The following is a 15,100-nucleotide window of genomic DNA, read 5'->3' on the forward strand; positions in this document are numbered from 1 at the left end:
GAGGATTTTCCTATGAAAAAGATAACAATACTTTTAACATTAGTTTTAACAATTTTATCAATTACAAGCTGTTCTTATTTTAAAATTCCAAAAGGTGATGGGAAAAAAGCAGGAAATTTATGTACATATACAGCAAAAGGAGAGTTTATAGGTTGTGAGCCTATAAAATAAAAAAACAAAGAATGATCTTTTGAAATTATGTAGGTAAAAATAAAAATACATGTACAGTAAAACTTATTTAAAACTGAACTTAAAAGCTGCGATTATTTTACTCAAACTCTAGGTTTATATGACTTTTAATAGGTTTGAATATATTTTTTCATATATTAATTGATATTATGGAAATGATTTCTAAAAAAGCTCCCGCTTTTAAAAGTGGGAGTGATTCAATAAAATAAATTTGAAATTGCAAATAATACGGCTTTTCCACTTAATTTTATTCGTTGGTTTAGCGTTAAGTTGCAATATAATGTTCCACCTCGTTGTGAGGCTTGATAGGCAGTTAAATTTTCTTTTTTTAATTTTTTTATCCAGTAGGGTGCAATATGACAATGTCCTGATCCGCACACTGGATCTTCATAAATTCCTAATTTTGGAGCATATGAACGGGAGATGCAGTCTATTTTATCAGATGAATTTTTAATATTTTGGTCAAAAAAACTTTCATTATGTTTAGCAGTAATATGTAGTAGCAATCCATCTAATTTTTTAATTTTTTCAGTATTTAATTTTGCATTTAAAATAAAATTTTCGTCATCAAACACACACAATAAATCTCTGCCTAAATATGCTTCAGATGGACTTTTTCCAAATAATTCTATCATTTCATCAGTTACTTTGACTTTTTTTAAATCATATATTGGAAAATCAAGCTCATATAAATCACCATTTTTTCTAGTTACTGTCAAATCACCACTTAGTGTGTCAAAAATAATAGACTTTAAATTTTTTTCATAATAATTCATAATTACAAAAGCACAAGCAAGGGTAGCATGTCCACAAAGATCGATTTCTCCGCCTGGTGTAAACCATCGTAATTCATAATAAGTTTTATATGTATTATCATAATTTTTTTTATTTTTTTTTACAGCAAATGCTGTTTCTGAAAGATTATTTTCAATAGCAATTGAAATCATAAGTTCATCAGAAATCCATTTATCTAGTATACAAATTGCTGCAGGATTTCCTGAAAAAACTCTATCTGTAAAAGTATCTACCACATATTGCTTCATAGTCCATCTCCTTGTATTTTTTTGTTTAATTGTATCATCAAATTTGTTATAAGTAAAGACATATAATAAAAATCTCATAAAAGTTTCTATTTTCTCATTTTCTTTTAACAAAAAGATAGCAAGAAGTCGTAGGCTTTCTATAAGTGGAAGATGAATTGCTTTTTTTGTAAAAAAAAATTGAAAAAAGTATACACCTATGATACACTTTTTGTATAAAATATCAAAAAGAAATCATTAATGATAAAATTTCTAAAGGAAAAAATAATATTCAAAATCAAAAGGAGGTGTAATTTTATGAAATGTAATTTAGCATTCAAATACAGAATTTATCCAAATAAGGAGCAAGAATTATTGATAAATAAGACTTTTGGATGTGTTCGTTTTGTTTACAATACGATTTTATATATTGCTAATAAAATTTATGAAGAAACTGGAAAAAATAAAATAATTACACCTGCCAGTTTGAAAAGTGAAAATCAATTTTTGAAAGAAGTAGACAGTTTGGCACTTTCAAATGCTCAATTGAATGTAAAACGATCGTTTACGAATTTCTTTCAGAAGAGGGCAAAATTTCCAAGGTTCAAATCTAAAAAGACTAGTGTTAAAAGTTATACGACAAATTGTGTGAATAATTCGATACGAATTGAGGAAAATAAATATTTGGTTTTGCCAAAATTGAAAAGAATAAAATTAAAGTATCATAGAGAAATACCGAAGGATTACAGAATAAAATCGGTAACATTGACAAACAGTAATGGAAATTACTATGTTTCTGTTTTGACAGAATTTGAAAAAGAAATTCAAAAAGTAGCTAGTAATGATAAAGTAATTGGACTTGATTTTTCAATGTCTGAATTATTTGTCAGCTCTGAAAACCAAAGGGCTGATTATCCAAAATATTTTAGGATGTTGGAAGAAGAATTGAAAAAATTGCAGAAATCATTATCAAGAAAAGTGAGATTTTCTAAAAATTGGTATAAACAAAAAGTGAAAATATCGAAATTACATGAGTATATCAAAAATTGTCGAAGAGATTTTCTACATAAATTATCAAAAAAATTGTCTGAAGAATATAATGCTGTGATTGTCGAGGATTTGAATATGAAAGGGATGAGTCAGGCATTAAATTTTGGTAAAAGTGTAGGAGATAATGGATGGGGAATGTTTTTGAGGATGCTTGAGTATAAGTTGATGTTTTTAGGGAAACAATTTTTGAAGATAGATAAATGGTTTCCGTCATCGAAAACTTGCAGTAAATGTGGAAATGTTAAAGAGAAACTGAAATTATCAGAAAGAAGTTATAAATGTGAGTGCTGTGGAATTGAGATTGATAGAGATTATAATGCGGCACTGAATATAAAAAACATTGGAAAAGAAATGTTAAAATATTAGGAAATAAAAAAACAGGGCAGGGACTGTCCGAAGAGCTTGGTAAATATACTTGGCTAACAGAAGCAGGTACTTCCCAAGAAGCTCCCGCTTCTAAAAGCGGGAGTAGTTCACCAAATATGTGATATTATCTAGTAAAGAAAGACAAAAAATAGAAAAGAGGTATTTAAAATGAAAAAAATGTTTATATTAATTGGGATTTTTACAGTTTTTCTGTTAAATTGTTTTGTTTTAAGTGCATATTCAAAAAAGCAAAATGCATATAATTTAAATGGAACATCATGGGAATTGATACAAGTTAGTCGAAAAGGAAAGAATATTATAATTCCTAAGGGGACTAAGATTACAATTAATTTTTCAGAAAATAAAATTAATGGATTTTCAGGGATAAATAATTATTCTGGAGATTATATGATAAAAAATAATTCTACTTTATCAGCTGGTGTAGCTACAACTTTGATGGCAGGTCCAGAAGAATTAATGAGCATTGAACAAAATTTCTTTGATATTTTACAATCTTCTCCAAAAATCAGCTATAATGCCAGCACTTTAACTTTGAGCAAGAATAAAAAGGAAATCTGGACTTTTAAAGTCTTGACATTGAATAAGCAGTTGCAAGATACAAGCTGGAAACTTTTGAATATGGATGGAAAAGATATTAGCAAATTGATTTCAAAAAATGAGAATAATATTACACTTTCTTTTGATGAAAATAGAATAAATGGTAATTCGGGAGTAAATGACTATTTTGGAAATTATGAAATAACTAATGATGATATTAAATTTGCTTCTCTTGGTTCAACAAGAATGGCAGGACCTGAAAATCTTATGAAAATTGAAAGTGAATTTTTGGAACTTTTAAGAAATTCTAAAAAGATTAAACTATCTAATCAAAAGACTTTAGTTTTGACAACAGATAAAGGAAAGACTTTGACATTTGAAAAAGTTAATAAATAAAACTTTTAAAAGTTAAGCGGTCATAATTCATTATTAGACCTGTTCGATAACTATACAAACTTAGAATTTAATAAAATAAATATCTTGAAGCAAGGGGTCTTGACCCCTTGTATAGATAAAAAAACTTAGGTTATCGAACATATCTAGTATTAAATTTATTTAGTATACTTTTTTTAACAAAAGATAGCAAAAAGTCATAGACTTTCTACCGGTGTTAGATGAATTGCCTTTTTTATCAAAAAATAATGAAAAAATAAAATTTTTATGATATAATTTACTTAATAAAAAATATATTCAAAATCAAAAAAAGATATAATTTTATAAAATTTAATTTCTATTTTTTAAATAGAGTTTAGTACAACATAATAAAAATATTATAAAAACTAATTTTGAAAGGAATAAAAAAATATATGAAAAAAAATAAATTTTTGACTGCAATATGTGTATTATCAACTTTTATAGGAGCAAATCTTCAGGCAAAAACCTCAAAAGGAAAAAAAACTATCAAGGCAAAAACTTCTCGTAAACCTGTAAGTGATAAAACATCTCAAAGCAATAATAGTGGTATTTACAGAGTTTCTTCAAATAATAAAAGTACTTTAGTTGAAACAAAAATGGCAGAATTAAGACAAAGACATAGAAAAGCATTGGCTTCAGGATCAGCTCAGGAACGAAAAAGAGCTGCAGTAGAAAGAAAGCTTTTAGCTTCTTATAGTAAGTGGCGTGGAACAAGATATGCATTAGGAGGAGATTCTAGAAGAGGTATAGACTGTTCAGCATTGACACGTAGAGTTTACCGTGAAGTATTTAATAAGGAACTTCCAAGAGTTTCAACACAACAAATAAAACAAGGAAGAAGAGTTTCGGCTAAAAATTTACAATCAGGAGATATAGTTTATTTCAAGCCAGAAAACAGAACAAGTCACACAGCTGTTTATGTTGGTAACACATTATTTATTAATGCTTCTTCTTCAAAAGGAGTTGTGATGTCATCATTAAAGAGTCCATACTGGAGAAAATATTTCAAATATGGAGTTAGAGTTCACAATGCTTAATAATTTAGAACTTTATTTAGAAACTCGAACCCATTCAAAATTAAAAAATCATACAAATTTAGGGTTTGAGTAGATGGTCGTAACTTTTGAGTTCAGTTTTAAATCAGTTTTACTATAAAGATGGAAAGCAGGAATTTTTATGAAAATAGAAAAAAAATTAATTATAATATTATTTGGGATATTGATAACAGGATTTACTTTAAATGCAGCTGTTAAAAGAAAAAATCCTGTGATAAATGACAGACGTAGAGAAATTGTTTCTAAAAAATTTAACTGCAATGAAAAAATATATACAGTAAATTACATTACAAGTAATATGGTTCAGCTTTTGGATATGAAGACATATAAAAAATGGCTATTAGATAGAGTTGTATCTGCAAGCGGAGAAAGATATAGTGATGAAAATAATGAGATTCATATAAAGGGAAATCGTATGGTACTTACACAAAATGGAAAAAACACTTCTTGTCTTTTAGTTAAGTAACGCAGATTTTTATTCAAAAAATAGCGTTAAATCAATTTAGCAGTTTAAATTTATAAATTTAAAATTAATTTTATTATTAACAAGGGGGGATAATTCCCCTTGTCAAAAAAATTCAAAACAAATCAATCATTTCAATTTATACTGCTCTATAAAATTAGATAAAATAATAGAAGAAATTTCAAATGAAATAAGAATAGTTAGAAAAATAATAACTTTATTATAATTATATTTTTTTAAAAAATTATAAGGTATAATATTAATAATACTATTCCTCATTTAAAAAGCGAATATTTATTTTAATTATTTGAAAGTGAATATTAGATTTAATCCACTAAAAAGATTTATAATATATTCGTTATTCAAATAGGATTTAGTATTAAAATAAACAAGGAGGAAGATTTATATGAAAAAAATGTTATTAATGGCAATACTGCTAATAGGAGTAATAAGTTATGGAGCAGCAGGACTTGATTTAAAGTTTAATACGGATGGGAAATTACATGAGGAAAAACTGCTAAATAGAAGTATAGTTTCGGAAGATACAGAGTTAGAAATAAGAAAAGCAGGAAATGGGGAGTATGAAATCGTACGTTCTTCTGAGGAACTTGACGGTGAAGTATCTGTTGAAAAAGCAACAGTGAAAAAAAATTCTATTTGTGATGAAACTATCTGTGTTGGATATGATGTGGAATTGAAAAAGGCAGTATTTATAGATCCTGAAGATATGAGAGTTATTTATCCTGAATGGTAAAATTGGTGCATTTAAGAAGAAGTAAAAAAATAGACAAAGAAGAAAAAATAAAAAGCAGAGGGAACGAAAATGAAAAAAATATTATTTTTAATTATGGTATTCGTTGCAATACCAACATTTGCAGGGAAATATGAAAATGAATTGACAGAAAGAATGAAAGTGGCAGAAGAGAAAGCTGAAGCTGGATGGGACACAGGTGTGAGATCAGAAATGGTTAATGCATCACTTGACTTGGATAGCGAATGGGACAAGGAATTAAACAATGTTTATAATTTGATTTTGAAAAAGTTACCTGTGAAGGAAAAAGTAAAATTTAAAGCCGAACAGCAAAAATGGAAAAAGGATAGAGAAACTAAAGTTCAGAAGGCATACGACAAATATAAGGCAGAAGAAGGACCAAGAATGGCTGGAGAACTTGCCGCTAGTGAAAGACTATCAATAACAAAAGATAGAGCATTGCAGTTGGCAAAAAGATATGATAAGTTAAATAAATAAAAAATCCTAATAAATTTAGGGTTTGAATAAAATAATTATAGTTTTTGAGTTCTGTTTTAAATAAGTTTTACTGTAAAAGGGAATAGTGTAAAATTTCAGCTATTTCCTTATTTTTTATTATTTTTCTAAATAAAAAAACGCCATTCGTCAAATGTTTAAAAAAAGAAATTTTTAAAAACATAGATTTCTTGGCGTAATTTAAATGAAATTTACTAATCTCTAATAGTTGCTAATAATTCTCCTAATACTTCAACTGCTTGATCAGCATCAGGTCCTTCAGCGTAAACTGTAACTTCTGAACCATTTTTAATTCCAATTGATAATAATTTTAATAAAGATTTTCCGTTTACTTTTTTTCCATCATTTTCAACTTCAACTTTACTTTCAAATTCTTTTGCTTTAGCAACAAATACTCCACCTGGTCTTGTATGTAATCCTGTAGGATTTGTCATAGTAACTGTTTTACTTGCCATTATTAGTCCTCCTTAAATATCATTACTTTAATTTTACAACAGTTTTTTGCATTTGTCAATAAGTAGCGAAAACATTTTTTTGATTTAAAGGAAAGATACATAATAATCTAATTTTGAAGATCATTTTTAAAAAAAATTTTCTGAAACACTAACTAATAACGAATGGAAATTGTTATAAATCACATTTCCAGGTTTACTATTTTTTATTTTTTTGACAAATTTTCTTTCACAGTAATCAACTGTAACTTTATCACCTTTTTTTGCTTTAGAGTATTCGCAAGCAAGATTTGCAGCATGAATTAGAACATCTTCAGGAAGTTCTTGATTATTTCGTAAAATAAGAACATGGCTTCCAGGAATATCCTTTACGTGCATCCAGATGTCATTTGGCTGCCCTTTAGAAAAGGATATTTCCTCATTTTCCTTATTATTTCTTCCAACAAAGATTTGAAAACCTTTGTAGTCAAATGACAATAATTCACGTTTTTTTGTTTTATTCAATTTAATCTTATTTTTTATTTTGTTACCATTATCTGATAAATTCAGTTCATTTTCAATTTCTTCAATTCCAATGAAATCATTTTCTTTTTCAATAAACATTTTTATTTCTTCAAAATATTTTATTTCATTCTGAATATCACAGAATCTTAGATTTAAGGCTGAAATAGTACGTTTTCCTTTGTTGTACTTGTTATAATAAAAATTTAAATTATCATTTGGAGACAAAAGTGGGTTGAGATTTACTGTAATTTCCTGATTATTATAAAAATCAAAAACTGTAATTTTTTTCATTCCATATTTTATTTGGTGCATATTTGCAGCTAAAATATCTCCAATATTTTTATAATTTTCAAAATTTTCATTTTTTTTCAAGTCAACTTTTATATTTTTTGATATTTTTTTAAATTTCTTTATTTGAGAATCAACATATTTTAATAAGTTTTTCTTTTTTTCGCTAATAACATTAGAGGTAATTGTTGTTTTAAAGTAAGCATTTAAAGCTTCATTTAAAGTTTTAAAATATTTTCTTTTATTTTTGCCATTTTCTGAATTATTATTTTCTTTTTGACTAAATTCAGAAAATTCATTATAGGTTAATACTTTTTGAATTTTTCCACGATTTAGTATTTCATACATTACAGGCATGTAACTAGATAAATATTTTTTGAAAATATCATAATTTTGTGAACATTGTAGTGCAAAAGCACGCCCTACACCTTCAATTTTTTCCAAAAAAATCTCTGTTTCAAATGGAAAATTTTCTTCTTCCAAATAAATTGGTGAAATCTTTTTTTCCTCAAAAGGAAGCGTATACTTTGCCCCAGTCATAATAATACGATTTCCAACATCAATCGAAGTAAAATAAAGTGCAGACAAAATCTTATCTTTGCTAGTTAAGAAAATATTGCTTGCTTTTCCCATGATTTCAATAATAAGTGTATATTTTTCAACATCTCCAAATTGATTTAATTTTTCAAAGTCAAAATATACAATTCTGTCAAAACCTTCTTGCCGAATGTTAATTAAAATCGAATTTTGCAAATGTTTTTTTAATGAAAGCAAAAATTTTGACTGAAAATCAGTATTTGGATCTTTTTCATCTTTTAAATAAAAAATCGTTGAATTATCCTTCACTTGAAAAAGCAGGTTATTTTTTCCAAAAAAGAGTGAAAATGACACTCTGTCATATTGAAAAATCTTTGTCAATTTGTATCGTAATATCTTTTCCTTTATTTCTTTTACAAGAAATGAAATTCCAATTCCGTCTAAATAGAGCATATTTTCTTCCTCCTTTTTATTTTTATAGTTTTTTAAAGGGCATTTTTTCTAACCATGATATTTTCAGCATCTTCAATATTTAGTATTTTTTCATCGCCATCAACAATCATAGTTATTAAATATTTGTCAATATTTAATATTTTTATTAAAGATTTTATTACGACACCTTTTTCATTTAGGTATTTTCTGATAGCTGTACTTCCTTTGATTGATGATACTTGAACTAGGTCACCCTTTTCAAAATTTAATATTGACTCAGGTTGAATATCTTTTTTTACTTTATCAAGATTTTTCATAATTGATTCAAAAACTTTAATAAATGTATCTAGTTTATCTTTAGGAATATCATCTGTTATTTTTTCTAAAATAGTTGAATGAAAATTACCGTGATAATTTAAAGCAACTTCACCTTTTTGAGTTAATTTTACAAAAACTTTACGTCTATCGGTTTTCGACCGGGAACGTTCTAAAAATTGTTTTTCAGTTAGTTTGTTTACTGCAACAGAAGCTGTTCCCATTGTGATGCCTAATTTATCAGAAAGTTCATTCATTGTGATTTCATCTCCTCCGATTGCTTCAATAATGTGCAGTTCTGATGTTGTCAAGCATTTAATAACTTGATTTAAGTTGATTTCTTCAATTTTATAATATGTTTTATAAAAATTGTCTAATAGAGCTTCAATTTTCTCATACATTTTGATTTTCCCCTTTCTTAATTTTTTTGTTTATTTTTTATTTTAAAGATTCAATTTTTTCTTTATAATTTCCGCTGAAAATATACGAACCTGCAACTAAAATATTTGCTCCAGCTTCTTTTGCAAGTTTTGCAGTTTCGTTATTTATTCCCCCGTCAACTTCAATATCAATATTTTTGTCAATTTCTCTCAAGTCCTTTATTTTCTGAATCATTTCTGGAATAAATTTTTGTCCGCCGAAACCAGGATTTACAGTCATAATTAGAACCATGTCAATATTTTTTAAATCATATTTTATAGTATCTAGTGAAGTTGAAGGGTTTAGTGCAACTCCTACTTTTTTTCCAAAAGATTTTATTAACTGGATTGTTCTGTTTAAGTGTTTTACAGCTTCTGCATGAACCGTTATAATATCTGAAAACTGTGCAAAGTCCTTTATTAAGTAGTCAGGTTCAGTTACCATTAAATGAACATCAAATACAAGGTTGCTATGTTTTCTTAAAGATGAAATAACAGGAGCTCCATAGCTAATATTTGGTACAAAATTTCCATCCATAACATCCAAATGCAAATATTCTGCTCCAAATTTCTCTACTTCTTCGATTTCTTCTTTTAATTTGCTAAAATCTGCAGCAAGTAGAGAGGGTGATATTATAATTTTTTTATTCATAAAAAATCAACTCTTTTCTTTTAGTAATATTTTGTTTAAATAAAAATTATTTAATTATATTTTAAAAATTTTATATTTTCTAGCGAATATAAGTAAAAATCGTACCGTTCCTTTGAAATATTTTCATTTTTTACATTTTCTTTTATTGCACAATTTGGTTCGTTTACATGAATGCAGTTACGAAATTTACAGTTTGGGATAAATTGCAGAAATTCTGGAAATAATTTTTCCAGTTCCTTTTCATTTTCAAGTTTCGGAAAATCTAACGTTGAAAATCCAGGTGTGTCTATTATATAAGAATGAGGAGATGGCATAAAAAATCGGCTTTCTATTGTTGTATGCCGTCCTTTTCTAGTTTTCTTGCTGACATCATTTGTAGTTAATATTTCTTTTCCAACTAAAGTGTTAATAAGTGTTGATTTTCCAGATCCAGATGGTCCTGAAATTACAACAGATTTTTCATTTATATATTGCTTTAATTCTGAAAGTCCAGTATTTGTTTTGGTAGAAATTGGAAAAATAGAAATTGTATTTTTAAAGACTTTTTTAAAATTATTTAAAAATTTTTCCAGTTCTTCTTGTAAAATTAAGTCAATTTTAGATAAGATTAGTATAACCGGAATATTTTGAGAATTTGCATTTAAAAGCATTTTCTGAAAATTTGTAAAATCAAAGTCTGGACTTTTTATTGCAAATAAAATACCAATAAAATCAATGTTTGCAATAAGTGGACGATATAAAAAGTTTTTTCTTTTATCAATTTTTTCAATAACTTTTTCGTTTTTGTCAAATTCTACACAGTCACCAATAATACAGTTCATTTTGCTATTTTTCACTTTTAATGTTCCACGTAGCTTACATTCATAAATATTTTCTTCATTTAAATTTTTGGAATTTTCATCTAAAACATAATAAAATCCCTTTATTTTTCTGATAACTTTTCCTTTTATAAAAATATTTGGGAGAAATTTTAAAATAAATCTGCTTAATAGTCTAAAATTTATAATTTATAAAGAATAATTATATAGTAACAAGGGGCGTAAGACCCCTTGCTAAATAACACTTGAAGTTCTATATCTATCAAGCAAGTTTAATAAAAATTTAAAACAACTCCCATCTCCTTTCTGTTTTTTTGTTTTTATAGTTGAATAATGAATCTAATTTTTATATTTTTAGTTTTCATCGTCTTCGCCACCGCCATTTGATCCATTAGAATTTCCATTATTATTTGAATTATTAGATGGAGGAGTAGATGGATTGCTATTTTGCTGTTTATTATCTTGCTGAGAATTTTTTTGAGCATTATTATTATTATTATTATTATCTATTTGATTTATTGTATCATCAATAGTTTTTTCGATTTCTTTTTGATTTATGTTTTGTTGGGAACGATTGATGATTTCTTCATTTGATCTTGCTCGTTTTTTTATGCTTGCTCCATTGTTTATTACAACAGATATTTTTTGTCCACGCTGTATTTTTGTTCCAGCTACAGGGTTTGTAGAGATAATTGTATTTATTGGCAATGTTGGATCATTTGTTTGGGATACAGAACCAATTTCAATTCCAATTTGCTTTAACATTTCTTTTGCATCATTTAAATCAAGCCCTGTTATATTTGGCATAACGGATGGATCTATCATTTGCTGTGAAGAAACAAGTATTGAAATTTTTTGGTTAATTTCAAGTTTTGTACCTGGTTTTGGATAAACCCCCAAAATAGTGTTATATTTTTGGTTAGATGGATAATAATCAATTGTTTCAATTTGAATGTTTAATCCTTTCAGCCGAGATCTTGCCTCAAGCAGTTCCAAACCAATAATATTAGGTACTTTTACATCTTCTCCATTATTTACCCAGATTCTTACGACTCTGTTTACTTTTACTTCTTTTCCAGGACGTGGATCCTGGTTATGAACAGTATCTAGCGGAACTTTTTCTGTTTTGGAATTGATAACTTTGACCTTCAATCCCGCTTCTTTCAAATATTTTATTGCATCCTTCTTATCAAGTCCTGTAACATCAGGAATAACAGTAAGTCTAGTGTTAAAGAAATGACGTTCAAAAACTTCTTTTCCAAATATTAGTAACGTAACTAGACAAATCGCAACAATAACTGTTTTAAAAAATTTGATATAACTAAATTTATATTTTTTGGACATTTTTCACCTCGTTATTTTTATAATTCTTTATTTTATATAATACCATAAATATTAAAAAAATGATATATATTATTTTTTATAAGATAGAATAAAAATTTTAATGTATATTTTTTTATATAGATTTTTATAAAAGTGAACATAAGTGCTTTTTTGCTAATACATAAAAATGTCGCAAATAAGCTAAAGTACAGATGTATGGAAATGATATTCTTGATTAAGGAAAGAAAAAGATTTTGAAATAAAAACAGAATTTCTCATTTACTTTTAAAGTATTTATGATATACTTAATTTAGATAATAAATAGATTTATGGAGGAAAAATGAAAAAATTAGCGATTGCACTATTTTCTTTTATAAGTGTATTTTCATTTGGAGCTAATGAGAATATTGTGAGAAAAATTAGTGTTACAGGGAATGCGGAAAGAGAAGTTATGCCAGATTTGGCGAAAATTAATTTTAAAGTTGAGGTAAAAGGGAATAATCTGAATCAGGCAACAAATGAGGTTAATAATAAGATAGAAAAATTTAAAAGTGAATTGAGAGCAAAAAAAATATCGCTTGAGAATTTGGAGACAAAAGCGTTTTATAATAGAAAAGGAAGCGAATATCAAGATGATGAAGATATTCTGGATGTGAAAACTGTTCCCAAAAAAACTGTCAAAAAGACTGATAAAAGGCTAACTTCTTATGATGTGAAAATGGAGATGCTTGTGAAAAATACAGATTTTAACAAGATTTCAGCATTAATTGACTTGGAAGATGGAGATAATTTACAAAGTATTCAGAAAAATTTTGATGAAAATACGTTTGCATTTAATATAAATGAAAATGGAACAACAGTTGACCAGGCTTTAAATAAAGTGTTTAACAAACTTAATACTTCTAGAAGAAAGCTAGTTTCAGCCGGGATCCCTGAAAGTGATATTATTTTGAGTGATTATGAAATAAAGGAAAATTATACAGAAAATAAAGGCACAAAAAAAGATGTTTACTATGTTACGGATGAATTTGTGCTTACAACAAAAAATATAAAGGAACTTAATACAATAATTTCAATTGCTGATGACAACGGAATAAACATAAACGGCTCAATTAATTTTGACTTGTCAGATAAAGACAGAATTGAGTCAGAAATGTATAAAGATGCTTATAATCAGACAAAACAGAAAGCAGAAAGCATCTTACGTTCGAGCAAGATGAAACTGGGAGAACCTATTATTGTGAGTGAAGATGTGGAATTTCAGCAAAAGATGATTGACAGGATTGATCAGGACTGGAGTGTGGCTTATGATGGACCAACACTAGGACTTGATAGACTTGAGGCTAAGGAAGTGGCAATGCCTGCACCTATGGCAATGAGAGCTGGTAAATCTAGGGTTGATTATACTCCAAAACCGTTAAAATTGACGCAGAATATATCGGTTATGTATGAGATGAAATAATTTAAAGTAAAAATAAAAATGTACAGTTTTATATGTGAATAATTATAAAGCCAGTAAATATAATATTTTAATTTTTGTAAAAATTGAAATTGAGAAAGGAATTTTAAAATGAAAAGAATAATAGCATTACTTATGATAGTTTTTTCAGTATTATCATTTTCAGATAGTGAAATTACTGGAAAAAGAATACAGGTTAGAGGTGTTTCAAAAAAAGAAATTGCACCAAATTCAGCAAAAATTGTTCTTACGATTCGGACAGAAAATGAAAGTTTGGATAAGGCGAGTGCTGAAAATTCGCAAATTTTGGAAAGATACAAAAGATTGCTTGCTCAGACTGGGACAAAGTACAGCAAGATTAATTCAACAGGATATTCCACTTATGAATCTTATAATTGGGATACTGTAATTGAAAATAAGGGGAAAAAAGAATATCAGACTAAACTTTCCGTAGAAGTTGATAGAATCTCGCTTGATACATTGAAAAACTTTATGAATGTACTTGCAAATGAAAAAATTTATTCTCTAAATAGAAGCAAAAACGGTACATACATTTTTACCATTGAATCACAAAATGCAACAAATAAGCAGGCATATCAAAATGCAATGGCAAAATTTAACGATATTCAGCAAAAATTAGGAAAAGCTGGAATTCCTGCAAATACAGTAAAAATCTCAGGTTATGACAACAAGGAAATCAGCCTTGAAAAACGGACAGATAAGAGAAAAGATATTCAAGTAGTTTCACACGACATTGAAGTTGAAACAAGAGATCTGAAAAACCTTGGGAATATAATAAGTGTGGCAAATGCTCTTGGTATTGGAACAAACGGAAGCATTGAATATGATATTGACAATAAACAGCAATTGGAAAATGAACTTTATGAAAATGCCTACAAGGAAGCCTTGAAGAAAGCACAAATTATTTTGGGAAAAACAGACTTAAACTTAAAAAACCCAGTTACAATAACTGATAAATCAAATGGAGTAATTCATCCTTACAGGGATTATAACTATAGTTATAATATGAGTGCCGATTATGATGAAGAAGATTTAAAAAAGTCAGACAAAGAACTTTTAGATGAGTCATCAAGAAGAAACATTGTAATTTCTCCAAAAAAACTAAATATTTCAAAAACTGTTTATATTGAATTTGAAATGAACTAGAAGTTAAAAAATTTTTTGTTTTCTCATCTTTTTACTATAAAGTAGTATTGACTTTGTTAAAAAGCAAGGTATAATTTTACTATTAAAAAATTATAGTAAAGGAGATGTATATGGCGAAAAGTTATGAGGAAATAGCTAGAGAAGTAGTAGAAGCTATTGGAGGAAAAGAAAACATAAGTTCATTTGCTCACTGTGCAACAAGACTTAGAATTATGGTTGTTGACAAGGATAAAATTGACAAAGATAAAGTCGACAACATTGAAAAAGTAAAAGGAACAATGTTTAATTCAGGACAGTTTCAAATTATCTTTGGAACAGGAACTGTAAATAAAGTTTATGAGGCAGTTCAAGGG

At 27.3% G+C, this 15,100-nt stretch carries 17 protein-coding genes; 10 read left to right on the top strand and 7 right to left on the bottom strand.

Features of this window, described 5'->3' with window-relative positions:
- Nucleotides 1–12 precede the first annotated feature (12 nt).
- Complete coding sequence (locus ACO409_RS03655; protein WP_485554924.1) at nucleotides 13–171, top strand: hypothetical protein; 159 nt, start codon at nucleotides 13–15, stop codon at nucleotides 169–171.
- Nucleotides 172–386: 215 nt separating this feature from the next.
- On the opposite strand, the gene ACO409_RS03660 is transcribed toward ACO409_RS03655, so the two are convergent.
- Entirely contained in the window at nucleotides 387–1,232 is an 846-nt protein-coding gene (locus tag ACO409_RS03660) for a PhzF family phenazine biosynthesis protein (RefSeq protein ID WP_485554926.1), read from the bottom strand.
- A 294-nt stretch (nucleotides 1,233–1,526) separates the two neighbouring features.
- Here ACO409_RS03660 and ACO409_RS03665 point away from each other — a divergent pair, with 294 nt between their 5' ends.
- From ACO409_RS03665 to ACO409_RS03690, 6 genes are all read left to right on the top strand, one after another.
- Nucleotides 1,527–2,624, top strand: a complete 1,098-nt coding sequence (locus ACO409_RS03665) for an RNA-guided endonuclease TnpB family protein (protein WP_485554928.1) — start codon at nucleotides 1,527–1,529, stop codon at nucleotides 2,622–2,624.
- Nucleotides 2,625–2,792: 168 nt separating this feature from the next.
- Entirely contained in the window at nucleotides 2,793–3,578 is a 786-nt protein-coding gene (locus tag ACO409_RS03670) for an META domain-containing protein (protein WP_485554930.1), read from the top strand.
- 410 nt (nucleotides 3,579–3,988) lie between these two features.
- Nucleotides 3,989–4,633, top strand: coding sequence for a C40 family peptidase (locus tag ACO409_RS03675; protein ID WP_485554932.1), 645 nt, complete (start codon nucleotides 3,989–3,991; stop codon nucleotides 4,631–4,633).
- Between the two features lie 139 nt (nucleotides 4,634–4,772).
- On the top strand, nucleotides 4,773–5,117 hold the full coding sequence (locus tag ACO409_RS03680) for an MliC family protein (RefSeq protein ID WP_485554934.1): 345 nt from the start codon (nucleotides 4,773–4,775) through the stop codon (nucleotides 5,115–5,117).
- Nucleotides 5,118–5,520: 403 nt separating this feature from the next.
- The gene (locus ACO409_RS03685) at nucleotides 5,521–5,868 is read left to right on the top strand and encodes a hypothetical protein (RefSeq protein WP_485554936.1); all 348 of its coding nucleotides are present in this window, start codon (nucleotides 5,521–5,523) and stop codon (nucleotides 5,866–5,868) included.
- A 69-nt stretch (nucleotides 5,869–5,937) separates the two neighbouring features.
- A complete protein-coding gene (locus ACO409_RS03690; protein ID WP_485554938.1) occupies nucleotides 5,938–6,363 on the top strand; it encodes a lysozyme inhibitor LprI family protein in 426 nt (141 codons plus the stop codon).
- A gap of 212 nt (nucleotides 6,364–6,575) precedes the next feature.
- Here ACO409_RS03690 and ACO409_RS03695 read toward each other — a convergent pair whose 3' ends face one another.
- From ACO409_RS03695 to ACO409_RS03720, 6 genes are all read right to left on the bottom strand, one after another.
- Nucleotides 6,576–6,836 carry an HPr family phosphocarrier protein gene (locus ACO409_RS03695; RefSeq protein WP_485554940.1) on the bottom strand — a complete coding sequence of 87 codons (261 nt, stop codon included), beginning with the start codon at nucleotides 6,834–6,836 and terminating at the stop codon, nucleotides 6,576–6,578.
- A 126-nt stretch (nucleotides 6,837–6,962) separates the two neighbouring features.
- Nucleotides 6,963–8,615, bottom strand: a complete 1,653-nt coding sequence (locus ACO409_RS03700; protein WP_485554942.1) for an Rqc2 family fibronectin-binding protein — start codon at nucleotides 8,613–8,615, stop codon at nucleotides 6,963–6,965.
- A gap of 32 nt (nucleotides 8,616–8,647) precedes the next feature.
- Nucleotides 8,648–9,310 (bottom strand): MarR family transcriptional regulator, encoded by a 663-nt coding sequence (locus ACO409_RS03705; protein WP_485554944.1) that lies wholly within the window; start codon nucleotides 9,308–9,310, stop codon nucleotides 8,648–8,650.
- Nucleotides 9,311–9,347: 37 nt separating this feature from the next.
- Nucleotides 9,348–9,980, bottom strand: a complete 633-nt coding sequence (rpe, locus tag ACO409_RS03710) for a ribulose-phosphate 3-epimerase (protein WP_485554946.1) — start codon at nucleotides 9,978–9,980, stop codon at nucleotides 9,348–9,350.
- A 50-nt stretch (nucleotides 9,981–10,030) separates the two neighbouring features.
- The gene (rsgA, locus tag ACO409_RS03715; RefSeq protein ID WP_485554958.1) at nucleotides 10,031–10,987 is read right to left on the bottom strand and encodes a ribosome small subunit-dependent GTPase A; all 957 of its coding nucleotides are present in this window, start codon (nucleotides 10,985–10,987) and stop codon (nucleotides 10,031–10,033) included.
- Between the two features lie 165 nt (nucleotides 10,988–11,152).
- Nucleotides 11,153–12,142, bottom strand: coding sequence for a PASTA domain-containing protein (locus tag ACO409_RS03720; RefSeq protein ID WP_485554948.1), 990 nt, complete (start codon nucleotides 12,140–12,142; stop codon nucleotides 11,153–11,155).
- Between the two features lie 319 nt (nucleotides 12,143–12,461).
- Between ACO409_RS03720 and ACO409_RS03725 the strand changes: the two genes are divergently transcribed.
- The 3 genes from ACO409_RS03725 to ACO409_RS03735 all read left to right on the top strand — a co-directional run.
- Nucleotides 12,462–13,583 carry an SIMPL domain-containing protein gene (locus tag ACO409_RS03725; RefSeq protein ID WP_485554950.1) on the top strand — a complete coding sequence of 374 codons (1,122 nt, stop codon included), beginning with the start codon at nucleotides 12,462–12,464 and terminating at the stop codon, nucleotides 13,581–13,583.
- A 108-nt stretch (nucleotides 13,584–13,691) separates the two neighbouring features.
- A complete protein-coding gene (locus ACO409_RS03730) occupies nucleotides 13,692–14,747 on the top strand; it encodes an SIMPL domain-containing protein (protein WP_485554952.1) in 1,056 nt (351 codons plus the stop codon).
- A 110-nt stretch (nucleotides 14,748–14,857) separates the two neighbouring features.
- On the top strand, nucleotides 14,858–15,100 hold a 243-nt coding region (locus ACO409_RS03735), incomplete at its 3' end, for a PTS transporter subunit EIIB (RefSeq protein ID WP_485554954.1).

This window comes from Leptotrichia sp. (genome assembly GCF_057270615.1).

Bases quoted from the DNA above. Each gene is read 5' to 3' on its own strand.
- ACO409_RS03700 (WP_485554942.1), bottom strand. From the start codon at position 8,615: ATGCTCTATTTAGACGGAATTGGAATTTCATTTCTTGTAAAAGAAATA.
- ACO409_RS03705 (WP_485554944.1), bottom strand. From the start codon at position 9,310: ATGTATGAGAAAATTGAAGCTCTATTAGACAATTTTTATAAAACATAT.
- ACO409_RS03695 (WP_485554940.1), bottom strand. From the start codon at position 6,836: ATGGCAAGTAAAACAGTTACTATGACAAATCCTACAGGATTACATACA.
- ACO409_RS03685 (WP_485554936.1), top strand. From the start codon at position 5,521: ATGAAAAAAATGTTATTAATGGCAATACTGCTAATAGGAGTAATAAGT.
- ACO409_RS03720 (WP_485554948.1), bottom strand. From the start codon at position 12,142: ATGTCCAAAAAATATAAATTTAGTTATATCAAATTTTTTAAAACAGTT.
- ACO409_RS03655 (WP_485554924.1), top strand. From the start codon at position 13: ATGAAAAAGATAACAATACTTTTAACATTAGTTTTAACAATTTTATCA.
- ACO409_RS03660 (WP_485554926.1), bottom strand. From the start codon at position 1,232: ATGAAGCAATATGTGGTAGATACTTTTACAGATAGAGTTTTTTCAGGA.
- ACO409_RS03670 (WP_485554930.1), top strand. From the start codon at position 2,793: ATGAAAAAAATGTTTATATTAATTGGGATTTTTACAGTTTTTCTGTTA.
- ACO409_RS03725 (WP_485554950.1), top strand. From the start codon at position 12,462: ATGAAAAAATTAGCGATTGCACTATTTTCTTTTATAAGTGTATTTTCA.
- ACO409_RS03730 (WP_485554952.1), top strand. From the start codon at position 13,692: ATGAAAAGAATAATAGCATTACTTATGATAGTTTTTTCAGTATTATCA.
- rpe (WP_485554946.1), bottom strand. From the start codon at position 9,980: ATGAATAAAAAAATTATAATATCACCCTCTCTACTTGCTGCAGATTTT.
- ACO409_RS03675 (WP_485554932.1), top strand. From the start codon at position 3,989: ATGAAAAAAAATAAATTTTTGACTGCAATATGTGTATTATCAACTTTT.
- ACO409_RS03665 (WP_485554928.1), top strand. From the start codon at position 1,527: ATGAAATGTAATTTAGCATTCAAATACAGAATTTATCCAAATAAGGAG.
- ACO409_RS03690 (WP_485554938.1), top strand. From the start codon at position 5,938: ATGAAAAAAATATTATTTTTAATTATGGTATTCGTTGCAATACCAACA.
- ACO409_RS03680 (WP_485554934.1), top strand. From the start codon at position 4,773: ATGAAAATAGAAAAAAAATTAATTATAATATTATTTGGGATATTGATA.